This window comes from Bacillus paramycoides, assembly GCF_038971285.1.
In the GTDB taxonomy this organism is placed as follows: Bacteria; Bacillota; Bacilli; order Bacillales; family Bacillaceae_G; genus Bacillus_A.
Genome location: NZ_CP152427.1, coordinates 4,604,041 through 4,622,839, shown reverse-complemented (window position 1 = coordinate 4,622,839; position 18,799 = coordinate 4,604,041). Strand labels below are relative to the sequence as shown.

23 protein-coding genes and 2 pseudogenes are annotated in these 18,799 nt (G+C 34.5%); 14 read left to right on the top strand and 11 right to left on the bottom strand.

The window, feature by feature from the left end:
* The first annotated feature begins 181 nt into the window (after positions 1-181).
* Positions 182-745 carry a beta-class carbonic anhydrase gene (locus tag AAG068_RS24015; protein ID WP_342716082.1) on the top strand — a complete coding sequence of 188 codons (564 nt, stop codon included), beginning with the start codon at positions 182-184 and terminating at the stop codon, positions 743-745.
* Here the strand turns inward: AAG068_RS24015 and yidD are convergent.
* Complete coding sequence (gene yidD / locus AAG068_RS24010) at positions 742-978, bottom strand: membrane protein insertion efficiency factor YidD (protein ID WP_000809334.1); 237 nt, start codon at positions 976-978, stop codon at positions 742-744. The genes AAG068_RS24015 and yidD overlap by 4 nt on opposite strands.
* Positions 979-1,106: 128 nt before the next feature.
* Between yidD and luxS the strand changes: the two genes are divergently transcribed.
* Complete coding sequence (gene luxS, locus AAG068_RS24005; RefSeq protein WP_001141369.1) at positions 1,107-1,580, top strand: S-ribosylhomocysteine lyase LuxS; 474 nt, start codon at positions 1,107-1,109, stop codon at positions 1,578-1,580.
* Between the two features lie 65 nt (positions 1,581-1,645).
* Here luxS and AAG068_RS24000 read toward each other — a convergent pair.
* The 4 genes and pseudogenes from AAG068_RS24000 to ytzI all read right to left on the bottom strand — a co-directional run bounded on the left by AAG068_RS24000 (position 1,646) and on the right by ytzI (position 2,441).
* Positions 1,646-1,859 (bottom strand): annotated as a pseudogene (locus AAG068_RS24000) (YczI family protein).
* 29 nt (positions 1,860-1,888) lie between these two features.
* Entirely contained in the window at positions 1,889-2,062 is a 174-nt protein-coding gene (locus AAG068_RS23995) for a DUF3953 domain-containing protein (RefSeq protein ID WP_342716078.1), read from the bottom strand.
* Positions 2,063-2,074: 12 nt separating this feature from the next.
* Positions 2,075-2,305 (bottom strand): DUF3953 domain-containing protein, encoded by a 231-nt coding sequence (locus tag AAG068_RS23990; protein ID WP_342716077.1) that lies wholly within the window; start codon positions 2,303-2,305, stop codon positions 2,075-2,077.
* Position 2,306: 1 nt separating this feature from the next.
* Positions 2,307-2,441 (bottom strand): YtzI protein, encoded by a 135-nt coding sequence (gene ytzI / locus AAG068_RS23985; protein ID WP_342716076.1) that lies wholly within the window; start codon positions 2,439-2,441, stop codon positions 2,307-2,309.
* Positions 2,442-2,524: 83 nt separating this feature from the next.
* Here ytzI and AAG068_RS23980 point away from each other — a divergent pair, with 83 nt between their 5' ends.
* The 3 genes from AAG068_RS23980 to AAG068_RS23970 all read left to right on the top strand — a co-directional run bounded on the left by AAG068_RS23980 (position 2,525) and on the right by AAG068_RS23970 (position 4,015).
* Positions 2,525-2,842 (top strand): hydrolase, encoded by a 318-nt coding sequence (locus tag AAG068_RS23980; protein WP_342716075.1) that lies wholly within the window; start codon positions 2,525-2,527, stop codon positions 2,840-2,842.
* A gap of 84 nt (positions 2,843-2,926) precedes the next feature.
* Positions 2,927-3,406 (top strand): antimutator 8-oxo-(dGTP/GTP)ase, encoded by a 480-nt coding sequence (mutTA, locus tag AAG068_RS23975; RefSeq protein ID WP_000276386.1) that lies wholly within the window; start codon positions 2,927-2,929, stop codon positions 3,404-3,406.
* A gap of 69 nt (positions 3,407-3,475) precedes the next feature.
* Complete coding sequence (locus AAG068_RS23970; RefSeq protein ID WP_342716074.1) at positions 3,476-4,015, top strand: DUF3267 domain-containing protein; 540 nt, start codon at positions 3,476-3,478, stop codon at positions 4,013-4,015.
* 38 nt (positions 4,016-4,053) lie between these two features.
* Here the strand turns inward: AAG068_RS23970 and AAG068_RS23965 are convergent, their stop codons facing one another.
* Positions 4,054-4,728, bottom strand: a complete 675-nt coding sequence (locus tag AAG068_RS23965) for an HAD family hydrolase (protein ID WP_342716073.1) — start codon at positions 4,726-4,728, stop codon at positions 4,054-4,056.
* Positions 4,729-4,821: 93 nt separating this feature from the next.
* Here AAG068_RS23965 and AAG068_RS23960 point away from each other — a divergent pair, with 93 nt between their 5' ends.
* Both AAG068_RS23960 and AAG068_RS23955 read left to right on the top strand, forming a co-directional pair.
* On the top strand, positions 4,822-5,937 hold the full coding sequence (locus AAG068_RS23960) for a recombinase family protein (RefSeq protein ID WP_342716072.1): 1,116 nt from the start codon (positions 4,822-4,824) through the stop codon (positions 5,935-5,937).
* Positions 5,938-6,151: 214 nt separating this feature from the next.
* Entirely contained in the window at positions 6,152-6,379 is a 228-nt protein-coding gene (locus AAG068_RS23955; RefSeq protein WP_000849119.1) for a hypothetical protein, read from the top strand.
* A 33-nt stretch (positions 6,380-6,412) separates the two neighbouring features.
* On the opposite strand, the gene AAG068_RS23950 is transcribed toward AAG068_RS23955, so the two are convergent.
* From AAG068_RS23950 to AAG068_RS23940, 3 genes are read right to left on the bottom strand one after another with little or no spacing between them, the layout of a single operon-like run.
* Complete coding sequence (locus AAG068_RS23950) at positions 6,413-7,219, bottom strand: ABC transporter permease (protein ID WP_342716071.1); 807 nt, start codon at positions 7,217-7,219, stop codon at positions 6,413-6,415.
* Positions 7,212-7,976, bottom strand: coding sequence for an ABC transporter ATP-binding protein (locus tag AAG068_RS23945; protein ID WP_342716070.1), 765 nt, complete (start codon positions 7,974-7,976; stop codon positions 7,212-7,214). The genes AAG068_RS23950 and AAG068_RS23945 overlap by 8 nt, the downstream gene beginning before the upstream one ends.
* Before the next feature lie 11 nt (positions 7,977-7,987).
* Positions 7,988-8,995 (bottom strand): ABC transporter substrate-binding protein, encoded by a 1,008-nt coding sequence (locus tag AAG068_RS23940; protein ID WP_342716069.1) that lies wholly within the window; start codon positions 8,993-8,995, stop codon positions 7,988-7,990.
* A gap of 120 nt (positions 8,996-9,115) precedes the next feature.
* On the opposite strand from AAG068_RS23940, the gene AAG068_RS23935 reads away from it, so the two are divergent.
* From AAG068_RS23935 to AAG068_RS23925, 3 genes and pseudogenes are all read left to right on the top strand, one after another.
* Positions 9,116-9,412 carry a DUF3986 family protein gene (locus AAG068_RS23935; protein WP_342716068.1) on the top strand — a complete coding sequence of 99 codons (297 nt, stop codon included), beginning with the start codon at positions 9,116-9,118 and terminating at the stop codon, positions 9,410-9,412.
* 10 nt (positions 9,413-9,422) lie between these two features.
* A complete protein-coding gene (locus AAG068_RS23930; RefSeq protein WP_342716067.1) occupies positions 9,423-9,653 on the top strand; it encodes a hypothetical protein in 231 nt (76 codons plus the stop codon).
* 106 nt (positions 9,654-9,759) lie between these two features.
* Positions 9,760-9,876: pseudogene (locus AAG068_RS23925) on the top strand (DUF2196 domain-containing protein); the annotation flags it as partial.
* Between the two features lie 40 nt (positions 9,877-9,916).
* Here the strand turns inward: AAG068_RS23925 and AAG068_RS23920 are convergent.
* Positions 9,917-11,170: a glycosyltransferase family 39 protein gene (locus AAG068_RS23920; protein ID WP_342716066.1), complete on the bottom strand. Its 1,254-nt coding sequence runs from the start codon at positions 11,168-11,170 to the stop codon at positions 9,917-9,919.
* Between the two features lie 288 nt (positions 11,171-11,458).
* On the opposite strand from AAG068_RS23920, the gene AAG068_RS23915 reads away from it, so the two are divergent.
* Both AAG068_RS23915 and AAG068_RS23910 read left to right on the top strand, forming a co-directional pair.
* A complete protein-coding gene (locus tag AAG068_RS23915; RefSeq protein WP_342716065.1) occupies positions 11,459-13,528 on the top strand; it encodes an LTA synthase family protein in 2,070 nt (689 codons plus the stop codon).
* 143 nt (positions 13,529-13,671) lie between these two features.
* A protein-coding gene (locus AAG068_RS23910; protein WP_088060789.1) for an IS3 family transposase occupies positions 13,672-15,002 on the top strand; the annotation gives its coding sequence in 2 pieces (ribosomal slippage) (positions 13,672-14,059 and positions 14,059-15,002; 1,332 coding nt in all).
* 212 nt (positions 15,003-15,214) lie between these two features.
* Here the strand turns inward: AAG068_RS23910 and AAG068_RS23905 are convergent.
* Entirely contained in the window at positions 15,215-16,024 is an 810-nt protein-coding gene (locus AAG068_RS23905; protein WP_342716064.1) for an alpha/beta fold hydrolase, read from the bottom strand.
* 242 nt (positions 16,025-16,266) lie between these two features.
* On the opposite strand from AAG068_RS23905, the gene AAG068_RS23900 reads away from it, so the two are divergent.
* Together AAG068_RS23900 and AAG068_RS23895 are read left to right on the top strand one after the other, a co-directional pair.
* Entirely contained in the window at positions 16,267-17,523 is a 1,257-nt protein-coding gene (locus AAG068_RS23900) for an ATP-binding protein (protein WP_342716063.1), read from the top strand.
* Positions 17,520-18,740, top strand: coding sequence for an ATP-binding protein (locus tag AAG068_RS23895; RefSeq protein WP_342716062.1), 1,221 nt, complete (start codon positions 17,520-17,522; stop codon positions 18,738-18,740). Before AAG068_RS23900 ends, AAG068_RS23895 begins: the two co-directional genes overlap by 4 nt.
* The last annotated feature ends 59 nt before the right edge of the window (positions 18,741-18,799 follow it).

The window sequence follows — 18,799 nt, the reverse complement described above, 5'->3', positions numbered from 1 at the left end:
TAGTGAAAATACGTTTTAAATGGAGAGGACTTGTTACAAAGCTGTGTGTATATTTTGAAAGAATTATGTCGATTATCTGAAAATATCCTATTTTTAATATAAAGCGATATCCTTTTTGAGTTTTTCATATTTTGGTACACTATTTATGCAGTGTAAACGAGAGAAAAGAGGGTTCCTTACTATGAAGTCATTAGAAGAGATTTTGCAGTACAATGAGAAATTTGTTGAAGAGAAAAAGTATGAAGAGTTTGTAACGGGGAAATTTCCAAACAAAAAGATGGTAATTATTTCTTGTATGGATACAAGACTTGTTGAACTATTGCCGAAAGCGATGAATATGCGTAACGGCGATGTGAAAATTATTAAAGTAGCAGGTGCTGTTATTTCACATCCGTTTGGAAGTATTATGCGTAGTATTTTAGTTGCTGTATATGAACTTGGCGCTGATGAAGTATGTGTAGTTGGTCACCATGATTGCGGTATGGCAAAAATTCAAGCAAGCAGTACAATTGAGAAAATGAAAGAGCGCGGTGTAACAGAAGAGAAATTAGATATGCTTCGTTATTCTGGAATCGATTTAGAACAATTCTTGCGCGGTTTCTCTAGTGTGGAAGAAAGTGTAGAACATAGCGTATCAGTACTTCGCAACCACCCATTACTTCCAGAAGAAGTACCTGTTCATGGTCTTGTTATCGATCCTGATACAGGAAAATTAGATTTAGTTGTGAATGGTTACGACAATTAAGAATTTACTTTGTCATCCTTTTTATCTGGGACAGGATCAAATCCTCCTGGGTGGAAAGGGTGACATTTTAATATACGCTTACAAGTAAGCCAAAACCCTTTCAGGGCACCATGTTTTTGAAACGCTTCTAATCCATAATGAGAGCAAGTTGGATAAAAGCGACAAGTTGGTGGTGTCATCGGAGATATGAACTTTTGATAAAAGCGTATAATCCCAATAAAAATCTGTTTCATAACGGTCTCCTTTTCAGCATATTCTTAAAGTATTATAGCACGACTGTACATAATACTTTACTAATGTGCTTTTCCGTTATATCATATTGGATATAACGGAATTAAATTAAAAGCGGGAGAGATGTTGTATGCCATCAGTAGAAAGCTTTGAATTAGATCATACGATTGTAAAGGCGCCTTATGTAAGACATTGCGGAGTTCACAATGTAGGTAGTGACGGTATTGTAAATAAATTTGATATTCGTTTTTGCCAACCGAATAAACAAGCAATGAAACCAGATGTTATTCATACGTTAGAACATTTATTAGCATTTAATTTACGTAAATATATTGATCGTTATCCGCATTTTGATATTATCGATATTTCACCAATGGGCTGCCAAACAGGATATTATCTTGTAGTAAGTGGAACACCGACAGTTCGAGAAATCATCGATTTATTAGAACTAACATTAAAAGATGCGGTTCAAATTACAGAAATTCCAGCTGCCAATGAAACGCAGTGTGGTCAAGCGAAGCTTCACGACTTAGAAGGGGCAAAACGCTTAATGAACTTCTGGTTAAGCCAAGATAAAGATGAACTTGAGAAAGTGTTTGGATAAAAAGGAAAACTGCCTGTTAAAGGGCAGTTTTTTTATTGTGCTAAGAGCGACCATACTCTTCTTTTTTATGAAAATATATTAGATACTCCAACATATAAAACAAAGGCAGAACAGAGAAAATAAACAAATGCTTTCGTTTTTTGCTGCGGCTTTATTTTCATCGATTCCAAAAAGGATACACATAATACTTAAAAGGATAAACACGTAAGGGAAAAGAATAGTGAAGTTTGCAAAGAAGCTAAATAGGGCGAGAGAAAGAGCGATAGTGGCGATTATAATTCGACTGTTTTTTTAACATGGAATCCCCCTTAGTAGAAAGAAATAGTTTGCCGTTTTAATATTTCCTCTAAACTTATGGTGAGGGCCATGACTCCTAAAAAGATGAACATATAAGGCATTATTTCTCTACTACCATTAAAAAATCCATAAATTGCTATAGATAAGGCAATAAGTGATAAAGTAATCCGTACCCCTTTTAGCATAAAAGACCTCCTCTATTTTATGTAGGTAATGATGAGAACAATCCAAATGAAAGCACCGGCAATAATACAAATAAGTCCAGTTGCTGACTCCTTTTTCTTTATTTGTTCAAATGCGATGAGAAACATGAAAGCTCCTAATAGAAATTGTGAAAGTGGTAGAAAATTATTTTGACCTGTATATAATCCAACTGCCGACATAACGATCACAGTGAGTGCGATTGTGATGCGGAGTATACGAAGCATACTATGAATCCTCCTTATTCTTTTTTGTATAAGGATTATCTTCTAGTTTATCGACGGAATGTTTATAAGCATAGCCTTTATTAATTGTCATGATGGAGAGTACGATGATAATACCGATAATTAATATTTTGAACATAAAACCCCTCCTTTTCTTTATTTTACATAATTTTGTAATTGATGAAAACAATAGAAAATAAAAGGATGAAAGAAGGGTGTTACATGGAGCAGAAAAAAACATATTATATATCAATAGGAAACGGTCAAATTTCACAAGTGAAGACGGCGGATACGTATAATTTTGAGATTTCCGCAAGTGATGAGGAAATTACGGAGTTAAGAGAGTACTTTGATCAAGCATATGTAGAGGATTTAGGTTCATTTGTACGTTCTCACGTTCCATTTGTTGAGTATCATCACGATTCAAATAATGACCGATATGATGAACAACTACAAAAAGCATATAAAATAATTTACGATTTAGGAAATCATGAGACGAAAGAATTAGTCGCGCAAATGGGAATAATCAATGGGTTATAATTGGATAATATTATGCAGAAAAGCGAGAATATGCTACAATTTGTGGTAGGAAAAACTTGTAACCATCAATAGGGGAGTAATGGCATGTACAAATTTAAAGATTATTACCACAACACTGTACAATTATCGTTTGAACGTTATCCATTTTCTCCTGAGCCAAAGCATGTTTGGGTTGTATGCCGGTACGGGGATCAATGGTTATTAACGCATCATTTACGTCGCGGTCTTGAATTTCCAGGTGGTAAAGTAGAACTAGGGGAAACACCGGAAGAAGCGGCAGTTCGAGAGGTTCATGAAGAAACCGGCGGCATAGTTTCTGATTTAACTTACTTAGGACAATATAAAGTATCTGGAAAAGACAAAATAATCATTAAAAACATTTATTTTGCAACAATTAGTGCGGTAGAAGAACATACGCATTACGAAGAAACGAAAGGGTCTGTTTTATTAACAGACATTCCTGACAACATTAAAACGGATAGAAAATTTAGCTTTATAATGCGCGACGATGTATTGGCGCGTACGATGAAACATATAGAAGAAATCGGCTGTTTTACGAAGTAAAGTGGCCGGTTTCTTTTTTTGTGTGTAAGAATAAATGTAAATATATGTTTACATTTTAGGAGGGGGAAGATGGATAAAAGAGCAGAAACGACTGTTACTATTTCGATGGTTAAATTAAATATCTATGCATTTCTTATAATATTTGTTTTGGCATTTGGAATTAGTTTTTTGCATGCATTTCTTTCAGGCGGGGTTCAATTGGAATTTACGTTACCAACTATGTTTCTTTTTATTATCACAATGCTTGTTCTCATTTGTATTCATGAAGCGATACATCTAATAGGATTTCGTTATATCGGAGGCGTGCCATGGAGTGAACTAAAATGGGGCGTCAATTGGAAATTAGGTGTTGCATATGCACATTCTAAACAGGCAATTACAGTAAAACAAATGAAGAAAGTGTTAATGCTACCGTTTTTACCAACTGGAATTTTTCCAATTGTATTGGGATTAGCTATGAATCTGGAGCCACTCTCATTTTTAGGAATTCTACTAACAGCAGGTTGCATTGGTGACATTGCCTTATATCGAAAAGTTTCAAATTTTCCAGATGATGCGCTAGTTCAAGATCATCCGAGTAAACCGCAGTTTACAGTATATGAATTATAAAGGAAGAGGAGGTGTTCGGGAAACGAAACCTCCTTTTACTATTGTCTTGTTTGTATGTCTACATCTAAAAACGAAAGCACCTCCAACAAATCGTTCACTATACGTGGATGCTCAAAGTCACCCCAAAATGAATCCCTCTTCCACACACCAAGAATCCCTACTCGTTCAGAACTAAGCACATCGTTTTCTGGATGATCTCCAACGTAAAGACATTCTGTGGTCCTAACATCTAGCTTTTTTAAAGCTCGTTCGAAAATCTCAGGATGTGGTTTTTTTATTCCTTCCGCTTCGGAAACGAGAATTGTATTTGTATACGTATGTATGTTTAGTGCGCGCAGGTTGTTCATCTGAAAGTCAGTAAAGCCGTTTGTTATAATGCCGATTTTAATATTTTGTTGTGTTAAACGCTGAAGTAATTCGTACATGTTTTGGAAAGGAATACAATGATGTTGAAAGTTAGTAATGTAGTCGTGCAACAGTTGCTCTGGCGTTAAAGTAGTAATGTTGTATTCGTAAAGGAGAGTAGCATATACTTTATCTTTCCACGTATAGCCATTATTATCGAGTTCGAGAAAGCGAGAACAATACTCTAATTTTCCTATGCTCATTAAGTGAGAGGCAAAGCGATTATATTGATTATGAATAAATTGTTCTAAAGATTGGCGCCGATCTAATAGTGTTCCATCTAAGTCGAATAAGACTGCTCGAATCATGAGAAACCTCCTTACAGTTTTTATAATTAATTATCGCATATTCGTTAAAAAATGATTATTATATTTTTGTAGAATGGAATAATGGAGGATTGTATGAAGAGACTGTATGGTAAGTTAGTAGGAGTTATCGTCGCAATGGGTTTAATGGCAGGGTGCGATAGTTCTATGAAGAGTATGAAAGAAAAAGAAATTTGTAAAACAGAAGAAGAATGCGTAGAAATAGGAGATAAGAAACTTCAAAAAGTATATGAAAAAATAGATGGATTATCTGAGCTTGAAGCAGTAGAAGATTATCATATAGAAAAGCATGAGAGTGCGGATATGAAAGAGGCAGAGCAGAAAAAAGAAGATGATGATGAAAATTATTTCTTTTTAGCTTCTTATTATATTGATGGTGATGAAATTGTAGATCCTTATTTTGAAAAAATAGAACGGAAACGTTTAAATAAAGTATTCGCTGAAGGTAAAGAAGCGAAAGAAGAGTTGCTACAACAACGTCAAGATAGAGGGTATCATAAAGATTTATGGGATATGTACTGCACTCTCATCCCAGCTACATATCGCGGGAATATAACAGAATTTGATTTAATAACGGATGGTTATGACGGTGTTGTTGCCCACGTTATGCCGAGTATGGAGAATCCGAAAGATTGGGTTCTTAGCTTAGATACGCTTGATTCTGCGGTAAATATCGATGAAGTGATGAAAACATTAATTCATGAGACGGCTCACGTGTTGACGCTCGGACATAAGCAAATACCAGTGGATGAAAAGTATGTAAAGGATTTTGAAGAAGATAAAGATATTTCAAAGTACAGAAATAATTGTGAAACTCTTTTCTTACAAGAGGGATGTGCGAAAGAAAAATCTTATATTAATCAATTTTATAACTCTTTCTGGAAACCAATTGAGCAGGAGTGGACAGAAAAGAAAGTAGAAGAAAGCGAAGAAACTCAAATTGAATTTTTTAGAGAAAAGCATGATGAGTTTGTATCACAATATGGAACGACAAATGTAGCGGAAGATATTGCAGATACGTTTACAGCATTTATCTTACAAGATTCAAAAAAGGTGAAAGAAGGATCGGAGTTAAAGTATAAAAAAATTGCGTTCTTCTATCAGTTCCCTGAGCTTGTCAAAATGAGAGCGGAAGTGTTATCGGGATTATATGATGTTTCGAAAACAATAGAACAACATAGTGGACAATAATGCGAGTTAAATATTTTAGCTAAGAAAACGTAAAGAATTTTAGTTCTGTATGTTTTTTTATGTTGATAAAATTGAAAATTCTGTATTTTTATAAAAACAAGAAGGAACTGAAGCTTTCAAAGAGAATTAGTATAAAAATGTCACAATTTAGACACAATTATAATGCGCATATTGTAGGGACTAAAAGTTTACTCTCGAGGAGGTAATGAAACGTATGAAAACGATTCTTGCGGTTGCTGGTCTCATTTGGGTAATGTCTCACGGTTTTCCGATTTTTGAAGGGGAGCAAATTCGTAGTGCATTAAATAAAAAGTATGATGATTATCATGTAATAGATCGAAAAGAAAATGTCGTTACAGTACGTGTGAAAGATTGTTTCCATACAGTTACAGTTGCGAATGGCAACGTTACAAATGAAACAAAGATGTGTGATAAAAGGTAAAGAAAGAAGCTGACTAGAGTCTATCACCCTAAGTCAGCTTCTTTTTCGTTTTCCAATTAGAAGTTTTTCAAATGCCTCAACAAACACATACATAAGTGTTGCGAGGACGCAGGTGAGTAGTACGCTTAGTAAGACGAGTGTGAAATTAAATACTTGGAATCCGTAGCTAATTAAGTAACCAAGACCTTGTTTGGAGACGAGAAGTTCGCCGAATATAACACCGACCCACGATAATCCAACGTTCACTTTTAACGTTGAAATAATTGCTGGGAAGGATGCAGGGAGAACGACTTGCTTATAACATTGCCATTTATTTGCGCCAAATGTGTCCATCACTTTTATATAGTTAGAATCGACTTCTTGAAATGCGCTGTAAATAACGAGAATGGTAATGATGATGGAAATGATTACTCCCATTGCAATTGACGAAGAAATATTTGGACCGAAGATTACAATGATAATCGGACCAAGTGCCACTTTGGGCATGGCGTTTAGGACGACGAGATATGGATCGAGTACGCGGGCGAGAAGTGGGATCCACCAAAGGAAAGTAGCGATAATAGCGCCGAGCACTGTTCCAAGAATGAAGCCTACTCCTGTTTCAAGTAATGTCGTCCATATGTGAACCCAAAGTGAACCGTCAATCCATTTACTAAGGAAGAGATCCCAAATGCTTGAAGGAGAACTAAAGAGTAAAGGATCAATCCACTCTTTTTTACTAGCTATCTCCCATAGTGCAAAGAAAAGAATGAGTAGTAAAAGCTGTAGTAAGCGTGCTAACCATGCACGTTTCCGTTCTTTCTTCCGAAACTGTTCATGTAGTTGCTTTATGTTATCCAAGGCGCTCCAACTCCTTCCATATATCTTGGAAGAGGGATGGGAAGTCATGGTGGTGACGTGATTCTAACGGTGATAAGGAGCGAATGCTTTCTGGGACGATAAATGTTTTTGCAATTTTTCCAGGGTTTGCTTGTAGTAAATAAATACGATCACTCATCGCAATTGCTTCTTCAATATCATGTGTCACGAGTAGTGACGTTTTCTTATATTTGCGTAGTAAGCTGAAAACGAGATCTTCTAGTTTCAATTTCGTTTGATAATCGAGCGCCGAGAATGGTTCATCTAGCAATAAAATTTTCGGATCGGTCGCTAAAGTTCGAACGAGAGCGGCACGTTGACGCATACCGCCGGACAGTTCACGAGGGTATTGATCCTCTACATCATGTAGGCCGACTTGCTTTAAAAGTTGTAAAGTATGTTCTTTCGTCTGTTCATTGTAAGTTTTTCGGGTGTGAAGTCCAAGCATAATATTTTCTTCAATTGTTTTCCAAGGGAACAAGTAATCTTGCTGCAACATATATCCCATGGATGAAGTTTTCGTTGTAATGGGCTCACCATCTAAAAAGACGATACCTTCAATTGGATCAAGCAGCCCAGCAATAATGGAGAGAAGTGTCGTTTTGCCGCAGCCACTTGGACCGAGTATAGAAATGAATTCGCCTTCTTCCACTTGTAAACTCATATCTTCGAGAATCAGTTTGGCATTCTCTTTTGCGAAAAAGCAGTGAGAAACGTTACGTATTTGTAAAAAGCTCATACACTTCGCCTCTATTTCTTAATAACGCTTTCGGCAATTTTTGTATTGACGAGCGCTTCATGTGGAACTTCTTTTTGTAATTCGCCAGCTTCTTTCATTATCGTTTGGAGCTGTTTCCATTCTTCAGCATCTAATAGCGGATTTGTTGCATAAGAGTGTTGTTTTTTATACCGTTCGATTACTTTTACTGTAATGTCTTTTGAAGTGTCTTTAAATAACGGAGAAACGGCATCAGCAATCTCTTCTGGACTATGAGTATCAACCCATTGCTGCGCTTTATAGAGAGCACGTGTGAATTTTTCAGCAGCAGCTTTATCTTTCTTTAAGAAACTTTCTTTTGCCATGAACGTTGTATACGGAACAGTACCAGATTCATTTCCGAACGAAGCAACAATATATCCTTTACCTTCTTTTTCGAATATGCTTGCAGTCGGTTCAAAGAGCTGAACAAATTCTCCTGTACCAGATGCAAAGGCATTTGCAATGTTAGCAAATTCGATGTTTTGGACTAAGTTCGTATCTTTGCGAGGATCAATGCCATTTTTCTTTAAAACGTATTCTCCAACCATTTGCGGCATGCCACCTTTACGCTGTCCTAAAAATGTGACACCTTTTACGTCATTCCAATTAAAAGAGTCTAATTTTTTGCGCGAAACTAAAAATGTTCCATCTGTTTGTGTAAGTTGTGCAAAGTTAATGATAGGGTCTTTTGCACCTTGTTGATGAACGTAAATGGACGTTTCAGAACCGACGAGGGCAATATCAATGCCGCCAGATAATAGTGCGGTCATCGTTTTATCTCCGCCGGCTGTTGTTTGGAGTTCAATATTTAACCCTTCATCTTTAAAAAATCCTTTTTCAATCCCGACATATAAAGGGGCATAGAAGAGAGAATGGGTAACTTCGCCGATGCGAATATTTTGAGTTTGTTCTTTCGTATCTTCTTTTTTATTACTACAAGCAGCAAATGTGAAAACAGCTAGTAACATAATACAAAAAACAGCTATTAATTTTTTCACTATATGACACCTCCTAGAAGTCACTCTACAAGCATGATATGTAGGTAAGTGCCCACATGTGAGTGTAGATAGCAGGAATTTTTTGGGTGATAAAGAAGTACAAATATAAGGGGTGATAAAATGGAATACGAATATGATGATAGTGTACATTTACATCTTGATTATTTTGGAACAGAATGTGATATGGAATCGATTGCTTATAAAAGGAAAAATGAAGACGTATGGGATGTGTATTTTAATTTTGGAGCATATGGTCTTCAGAAAGATGAGATCGAGACAGGTAGATTTATGGACGAATATGCTGGCCATTACGTTTTTTCTGTATATGCTCGTGATCTTAGCTGGGAATTTGGAAGTGCCCAGTTTGAAGAGTGGGTTTTGAAAAATCGGGTAGTAGAAAAAACGCTACAAAAATAGGAGGAATTTTGTGATTGGATTTTTCATCTTATTATTTATTTTTGTGGCCGGATTTCTTATCATGCAAATGCTTATTTACCGATTTGCAAAGAAAAACATCCATAAATATACAAAAATAAAATGGTTTCATATGTGGCTACATATGAATATGAAAAAAGGCCCGAGATTAGATTTTTTTGATTGTGTAATTATAGTACTCGTATGTATCGTATGGAAAATATGGCTGCTTCCTTTTATATAATACACATGCTAATGATTTTCTCTTTTATCATAAAATAACGAAAAGAACCTGTCTTGTGGCAGGTTCTTTTCGTTATAGTAATAGTTGTAAAAAACTTACATTTATAAGTAAAACAGTGAGTGGCGTTGTGAAAGATATTTTGACAAATACATAAACACATACGTACGGAATTAAAGTGCGATTACAAAATGGACAAATTGGCTGTGTGCAAAGTGTGGGGTAATAAGAAAGAGGTCGTCCACCGTTGGACGACCTCTTTCTTATTATGCTTGGTTAGTGCGGAAGAATGGAAGCTTCTGCACAATGTGAATTAATCCGTATGCAAGAATTAAGCACATAAGAGGATTAATGAAAAATCCATAGCGATTAATTGCTAAGAATAAGTTTGAGAAGATAATGTAAATAATAGAACTTGCTACTAGCATCATAACGCGTTTATGTTTAAATGAATTTAGCATGAAGCAGAAGCTGCTCAAGAATGTACCGATGATAAACATTCTATGACATAGTTGCATAAAGTTGTGAATACGGTATTGGTCTACAGCAGGAGCTGTTTTGAATAATTCAATTGTTTTACCGACAGTGAACCAAGAGAACCAATAAGTGAAGTCCGTCTTAAAGCCGTTCTTGATTAATTCTTTTGCGTATGCACCTTTGTCCTCTAAGCCTTTAGCTCTCATTTCATTTACTATATTTTCATATCCAATTTTATTAAATGGATCTGCACCGGCAATTAGTGGATCTGCACCTTGGGTTGAGAATAAAATAAATTGGTTGAGTGCTAAGTAGTTACGAACAACCCATGCGCCAATAATAAAGAAAGGTCCGATAAACCATAACAATCCGATTCGAATGGAGTCTTTAAATCCATATGTAAATAACACGACAAGAACAGGAATGAGCATCATTGGAGCTGGATTTGGACGGAACATAAGTAAAATTGAAACGACAATTCCAAACCATATATGGAATTTCACTTTATTGTATTTCCATGCGAGAACAAATACATATACACATAACGCTAATAAGAATATGGATGGAACTTCTGTTAGCAATGTACGGAAGTATGTGTAGTTACTTGGATAAATAGCATATAAAATACTTGCAACAATTCCGTAAATGTTTTTTTCGAACAATTCTTTTCCTATTAAGAATACTAATAGCACTGTGCATAGGTTCATGATCATGTTAATAACAGTTGCTACGTAATAGTAAGGAATTGATGTAATATCAGAAATAATCATAGCGCCAGCTAATAGTAATGGCTGACCTGGTGTGATATATGCATTTTTCCCTGGAACTTCACTAGGTTCCAAATACACATAACCAAATACACCATGTTTTAATAGTTGTTCAGCTGTTAACGAATAGTTAAAGGCATCATTTGCACCATATGTTACTTTGACTAACTCTCCATCTAATCCTGGCTGTTTTACTAAACAAAAAACGTGCAACAGGAAAGAAAGCGCCAAAATTGCATATACCGCTTTAGGCAAACTCTTAAACTTAGTAAGCAAAAATGAGCAACTCCTTTTTATTAATTCTTTCGTATTTTCATGTGAAATCTTTAATAGTATTAAGGATTTCCAAAACATAGCTATTATATCATAAAGTGGAATGCTGAAATTAAGTTTTTCAAGAATGAATAATTTGTATGACAAATTTAACTGTTGATTAAAGGAATATTAAGACAATACATTTATGATAGAAGCAATTATGCAGACGAAATATATAATATATGTTATTTTAATAGAAATAGTTCTTTCGATGCGAGGGAAATTAAGACGTAGAAACGAGGGAATGAATTGAAGTATGGTTCTACACTTTTTCATCTTTCAAAAAGAAATATATTAATTTCGAGCATTATAAGTAGTATGGTGACTTTATTAGTAATAACTATGCTGTTTATGATTTTAAAGGTTTTTAATTTAGACATAATGAAAGATCATTTAAATCAAAAGCTTGTTTTAATTGTTATGATGATTTTCATATGGGGCATAACATTTTATATTTCACATTTTAATAAAAAAGAGATGTCTATATTTAGGGCATCCCTACGAGTGCATTTTATATTATTTTTGCTAGCTCATACAGTAGCGTTATTTTATATTGTAATCCAAGTTAATATGAGTTTCATAGAGACAATGAATTGGATTTACTTTTATAACATGCAGTTTATATTAAGTTTTGTAGTAATTTATGCAATATACATTCTTGTTTATAATTTAATAGGCAAGGTTTTTCTAAGTATGATTTTAACGAGCTGTACGTTAGTCATTTTAGGTATTGTGAATTATTTAAAGCTTATTTTCAGAGGCGATCCGCTATATCCTTCTGATTTCACACAAATTATGCATATGCAATCTGTCATACCGATGGTGATGGACTATTTTAGCTGGAGTTATATTTTTGTCATTATCTTAAGTATTGTGGCTTGTATTGTAGCAGGGATATATATGAGAAGGTATATTCAAAATGTAAAGATTCATCTAGGAATAAGAGCCTTATTAGTAGTAGGATCTATTTTTGTTCTATATGCGTATGGTAATTTTGCGAATACATTTATGAATAAAGTATTTCAAAAATCAGGTGTAGATTTTGTTTTGTGGAATCAAAATGAGAACTATGCTTCAAATGGTTTTGTACTTGGGTTTATTAGCAATTTAGATACAACAGTTATGGAAAAACCAAAAAATTATTCTAAAGAAAATATGCTTCAAATAGCAAACAATATAAAACAACAATATAGTGGAAATATAGGGAACCAAAAGAAAAAAGAGAAACCGAATATTATTTTTGTAATGAGTGAATCGTTTTGGGATCCGACGAAAGTAACAAATCTTTCTTTTAGTGAAGATCCTGTACCAAATTTGCATCATTATATAGAAAATTTTCCTGGTGGACAAACTATTTCTCCTACATTTGGAGGTAATACGGCGAACGTCGAATTTGAAGCGTTAACGAGTTATTCAATGAGTTTGTTAAAGCCAGGTTCTATACCATATCAGCAGGTCGTTATAAATAAAAAAGAAATTCCATCAATTCCTACGGCGTTGAAAAAAGAAGGTTATTACACAAGTGCAATTCATTCATTTGGTCGCTCATTTTTCAAACGCGATGACGTATACAGAGTGTTAGGGTTTGATAAGTTTAATGCAGATGATACGATGGAAAATGTAGATATTGATGGAGATTATATTAGTGATTTAGCGATGAGTAAAGAGATAATTGCTGAGTTAGAGAAACAAAAACAACCTACATTTATTCATGCAGTAACGATGCAAAATCATTTTCCATTTACAGAAGGCCGATTTGGTGAAAACCTAATAGAAATTAGCGGTCTAGAAAATGAAGAATCAAAGGGAGAATTAGAAACGTATACAGAAGGGTTAAGACGTTCAGATGAGGCTCTTCAATATTTAATAGAGCAACTAGATAATTTAGATAGACCTACATTATTAGTATTCTTTGGAGATCATCTTCCATCATTAGGAACAAATAAATCTTTTTATAAAGGGAATGGGTATATAACGAATGAAAAAACACCGAGCGAACGTTTAGCGATGGCCCAAACGCCGCTATTAATGTACGCAAACTTTGATATGCCAAATGATAATTTAGGTGTAGTAAGTCCAATTTATTTTTCTAATCTTATTTTTGATTATGCAGGATTAAATAAATCCTTATTTTATCAATTTTTATCGGGATTTTACAAGGAAATACCGGTGCTTAGAGATGAATTAAAAGTTGATAAAAATGGAGAAGTAATCAATGATTTAACAAAGAAACAAAAAGAAATGTTAGAGCAATATAAAATGCTTCAGTATGATTTACTCGTTGGAAATCAATATAGCAAAGATATCCTCTTTAAATAAAAGAAATAAAAAGAACTTGTATAACGTGAACTGTACCCCGAATCATGGACACTTAAAAAAAGCCCCATGATTCGGGGTTTTTGTGTATTTTTATCAAAAAACCTCGTTATAATGGAACCAACGATAGAAATGAGGTACGGAGAATGAGTAAAATTATTTTTAATGAGATTCAAATGAAGCAGCTGGAAAAAAATAAAAATGTAGTAAAAGCGTCGGAACGTTCGATTAGCTATTGTCCAGATTTCAAAGTAAGAGCGGTAAAAGAAAATCAACAAGGAAAAGGTCCTAGCCAAATCTTTTTAGAGAATGGGTTTGACTTAGCTGTGATTGGTGAGGAGAAACCAAAACAATGCTTGAAACGTTGGCGAAGAACCTTTGAACAATTTGGTGAAGAAGGATTTTATACAGAACGCCGCGGGAAAGGAAGCACGGGACGTCCTTCGGAAAAACCTCTCTCTTCCGATGAAAAATTAAAGAAAGCGGAAGCGCGTATTGCGTTCTTAGAAGCGGAATTGACATTCCTAAAAAAGTTAGAAGAACTCGAAAGGCAGGCGTTACAGAAGAAGCGTTAACACCACGAGAAACATACACACTGATTGAACAAACCATACGTCGATTCCAATTCCCACGTATGGTGCGTTATCTTTGCACACTGGCTGGGGTAAGTCGGAGTGGATACTATGCGTGGCTTCATCAGACAGAGAAACATCTAGAAAAAGAACGCAATGATGAAACAGATTATGAATGGATCCAAGAAATTTTCAATCGAAAAAGGAAAACATGTGGTGGTCGTTCTATCAAAATGGTGTTGGAAAAGACAAAAGGAATTTGTATGAACCTCAAACGTATTTACCGTATTATGCGTAAATATAATCTTGTGACAAAGATTCGCCGAGCGAATCCTTATAAACACATCGCAAAGGCGACACAAGAACATAAAACATGTCCGAACCTTTTAAAACGCCAATTCAATCAAGAAGAGCCTGAAAAAAGTATGTTAACGGATATTACCTATTTATTTTATGGAAAAGGAAAGAAGGCTTATTTATCATGTGTAAAAGACAGCACAACACGAGAAATTTTAGCCTATCATGTCTCCTCTTCTTTACAAATGGATATCGTCTATCAAACATTAAATAACTTGAAAGAGAGATTAGGAGAAAGCATCCATTCTGAAGCGCTTCTACATTCAGACCAAGGTATTCATTACACACACCCTGAATTTCAGAAACGCGTAAGGGAAATGGGAATCAGACAATCTATGTCCCGTAGGGGCAATTGTTTAGACAATGCACCAATGGAATCCTTTTTTGGTCATATGAAAGATGAATTAGATTATAAAGATTGTCAAACCTTTGAATCCCTCGAACTCAACATAAGGGAATATATGAAGGAGTATAATTATAATCGTTATCAGTGGACATTAAAAAAGATGGCTCCGATTGAATATCGGAACCACCTTTTAAGTGCTTGATTTTTCAGGGCTTTTTTATTAAACTGTCCATTTTATAGGGTACAGTTCAACGATACAAGTTCTTTTTTATAGTATTTAACGGGGTAACCAGACAAGCTGGGTTTAGGGAGTATTACCTGTACATTTAGTATATATGAAAATGTAATCGTTTTATTAATTGATTTGTGAGAAATATGTGAATTTTATCTTTGTAAAAACTTGTAGTACGTCTTTTATGAATATAAAAACTTTATAAGTTCTTCGTTTAATTCATCCGCTTGATCGATTGGGGAGCCGTGACCACTATTTGTGAGAGGATATAACTGAGAATTTTTAATCCGCTTTTGCGTAAGTTCAGCGCTTTTGTATGGGATAAGTTGATCGTGAATACCGTGGAATATTTTTGTTGGCACGTTAATTTTACTTAAATCTTTCGTTACATCTTCATTTGCAGCTGCTTGCAATATTTTGATGAGAGCGTAGGAGGCAGACTGCATACCGAGATAAGAAAACCATTCTAACGTAGCTGATCCTAAGTTTCTATTAAAAAATGACAAAGATACATCATTTAAAAATTTAGGCATATTGGCATACATTTGATTAATGAGAGTATCTGCTTGTTCTTTAGGGACACCATAGGGAGATTCCTGATTTTTAACGAAAGAGGGGGAAACGGCATCGACTATTACAAGTTTAGAAATACGATGACCATTATAGCGAGACATGTACCGAATAGAAAGAGCACCACCTACTGAGAAACCAACTAATGTAGCATTTTCGACTTGAAGTGCTTCTAAAACGATTGCGATATCGTCTGCTAAACGATCGTATGTGTAACCAGTCCACGGTTTATCAGATTGCCCGTTCCCGCGTATATCCATAGCGATGCAGCGAAAACCATGCTGTGGCAACACATTGAGCTGATATTGGTACATTTGATGATTTAAAGGCCAGCCATGGACGAAGAAAACGGTTTTACTACCAGGTCCGGGATTAACGTCTTGCACAAAAATATGAACATCTTTCTCGACGGTAACAAACATAAATGATCCCCCTATCCTATTCATATACTCTATCCCAAAAGCGTTGTTATGCTTTTTTATTTTTTTGTACCCATAATATAAGTATTTTTGTTTATAGCTTTTATGCTTATATATAGTCTGAAGATAATGCACTTTATTGGGATGATTTTCCTCAAATATTCGATTTATCTTTGTTTGTCTGTGAAAATCACTTATTATAATAAATGGTATTCTTCGAGATATTATTTTGAAGGGGTGTTGAAGTGAAAGGAAGTTTTCTATCATATAAAGAAGAAGAAAGGAATGCAAAAATTTTTTTATGGGTGCTCTATGTCATTGTTGTTTCATACCAAATTTTCTACGCAACCGTACTAGAGAACGAATCGCTAACGGATAAGGGACATAGCATACTATGGCAAGTTATTTGCGGGACTGCAATACTCGGTGTGAATGTATATTTAATAAAAAAAGAGAAAGCGAACCTTGTTAAATATACATGTGTATTTGCATACATAGGAGTAGAAATCGTTAATATACTTTCGTATCTGCTTTATAATGAGGCGGCATTTGATGGAGTAAATATAATAGAAATTATTTTCATCTTCTTTGTACCTATATTTTTAAATAGAAAATATTTTGTGTTTGTACTTTCGACTATTGTAGGGAAATATGTTATTTATTTATTTGTATTAAAGGAAGTAAAAGGATTTATGTTCCTCATTATGTATACACTCGTATTAATAGCGGCATACATCATTTTAAATCGATTTATACAATACCTTTCAGCGGTAAAGGAAAGTATTAAGATCGCTAGTGAATCACAAAAATTAGCAGTAATCGGAAAAATGGCAGCGACAGTGGGACATGAAATTAAAAATCCACTTGCTTCATTAAAAGGGTTTACGCAATTACAACGAGAGAAGCATGGAGAGGACCCTATTTACCAACAGATGATTTTTGAAATAGAAAATATGAATAATATGATAGGTGAGTTAATGGAGGTTGCTACATGTAAACCTTCTGTTTATAAGAAACATAATATAGGTGAAATTGCATTACAAGCCGTAACAATTGTTCGCGAAAAAATGAATGAATCTAGCGTCCAGTTTATTTCTAATGTGGAAGAAAAGACGATAGAAGTTGAATGTGATGAGCGGAAAATAAGAGGAGTCTTTCTATATGTCATAAAAAATGCTCTGGAGGCAATGGAGCAAGGTGGCACATTAGAGTTACGGTTAGAAAATAAAGGACGAGATTATGTAATGCTAAGTGTAATTGATAATGGTTACGGTATTAAGAAAGAAAATTTAGCTCGTGTTAAAGAGGCCTTTTATACAACGAAACAAGATAAAATTGGCCTAGGCCTTACGGTAGCGAATCGACTTGTTACTGAGCAGCATCTTGGTGAATTACATATTTCAAGTGAAAGAGATATTGGAACTAGAATAGATATCATGCTCCCGAAGCAACGTGGAAATAATGAAATCCACGAGGGAGAAAAGCTAGGAGTTACCATATGAATAAAGACGATATATTTAAAAATGAAGAAATAAAGGCATTGAAAATATTTTTAAGTTTATTTTTTATTATATTTTTTGTATACGATCTTGCCTACGAATTTATTGTACCTTTAATAGGAGGAGAGCAAGAAGGAGTAGGAGAGTTTGAGGATGGTTTAGGTTTATGGCTTTATTTTCTAATGGTGATTTTGTTTTGTATTGGAGTATACTTCATGAAATGGAAGAATCCATTTGCAGTGAAATATATTATTCTAATTGGATATAACCTATTAGATTTTATTCATAATTTTATGATTTACTACGGTAGTGATGCTGAGTTTGATGGTGGGAATATAGTAGAAGGATTTTTTATTTTATTTGCCCCACTCTTTGTGAATAAAAGGTATTTTTGGTTAGTTCCGAGCATACTTGTTGGGAAATACGCTCTTATAGGAATCATTATTCACTCGTCACTCGTTTTAATCCCGATGGCATTATATAGTGTATTTACTATCATATGTTGGATTATGTTTTTAAGGTTTCAATCTTACGTTCGTACGCTTGAGATGATGGATAAAGAAATACAACAAACAGAAAAGCTAGCAACTGTTGGGAAAATGGCTACAGTTATTGGTTACAAAATTAGAAAACCTCTAGCTAATTTAGATAAATTTGTGAATAAGCAAGCGAATAAATATCCAGAGGATAAAATATATAGTGATATTATGAAACAAGAAGTAGAACGAATTCATATGATTGCTACAGAACTTAGTGGATTTGAGAAATCTAAATCACCAGAATCAGAAATTCATAATATAGAAGAAATTATCGCTTATGTTATTCGAGTTATGGGAAAGCCTGCTTTAAATCAAGGCGTGCACATACAAGGTATTTATAGTAAAGACATACCATCGATTCCATGCGATGAAAAACGATTAAAACAAGTATTTTTTAATTTAATTAAAAATGCGATTGAAGCAATGTCAGTTGGTGGAACGATTACGATTAAAGTGACTGTAGAAGATGCAATCATTATTCAAGTTAAGGATGAAGGTTGCGGTATTCCAAAAGACAAAATTCCGAAGTTAAATGAAGCTTTTTACACAACGAAAGAAACGGGAACAGGTTTAGGTTTAGTAGTTACAGAAAAAATTATTAAAGACCACAACGGTAAAATGAGTTTTGAAAGTGAAGTTGGGGTTGGAACGACGGTGAAGGTTATATTGCCGATATCATGAAAAATTATTTTTAAAAAGGAGATCACTTATTTGGGAGTGATCTCTCTTTTTTGTGGAAT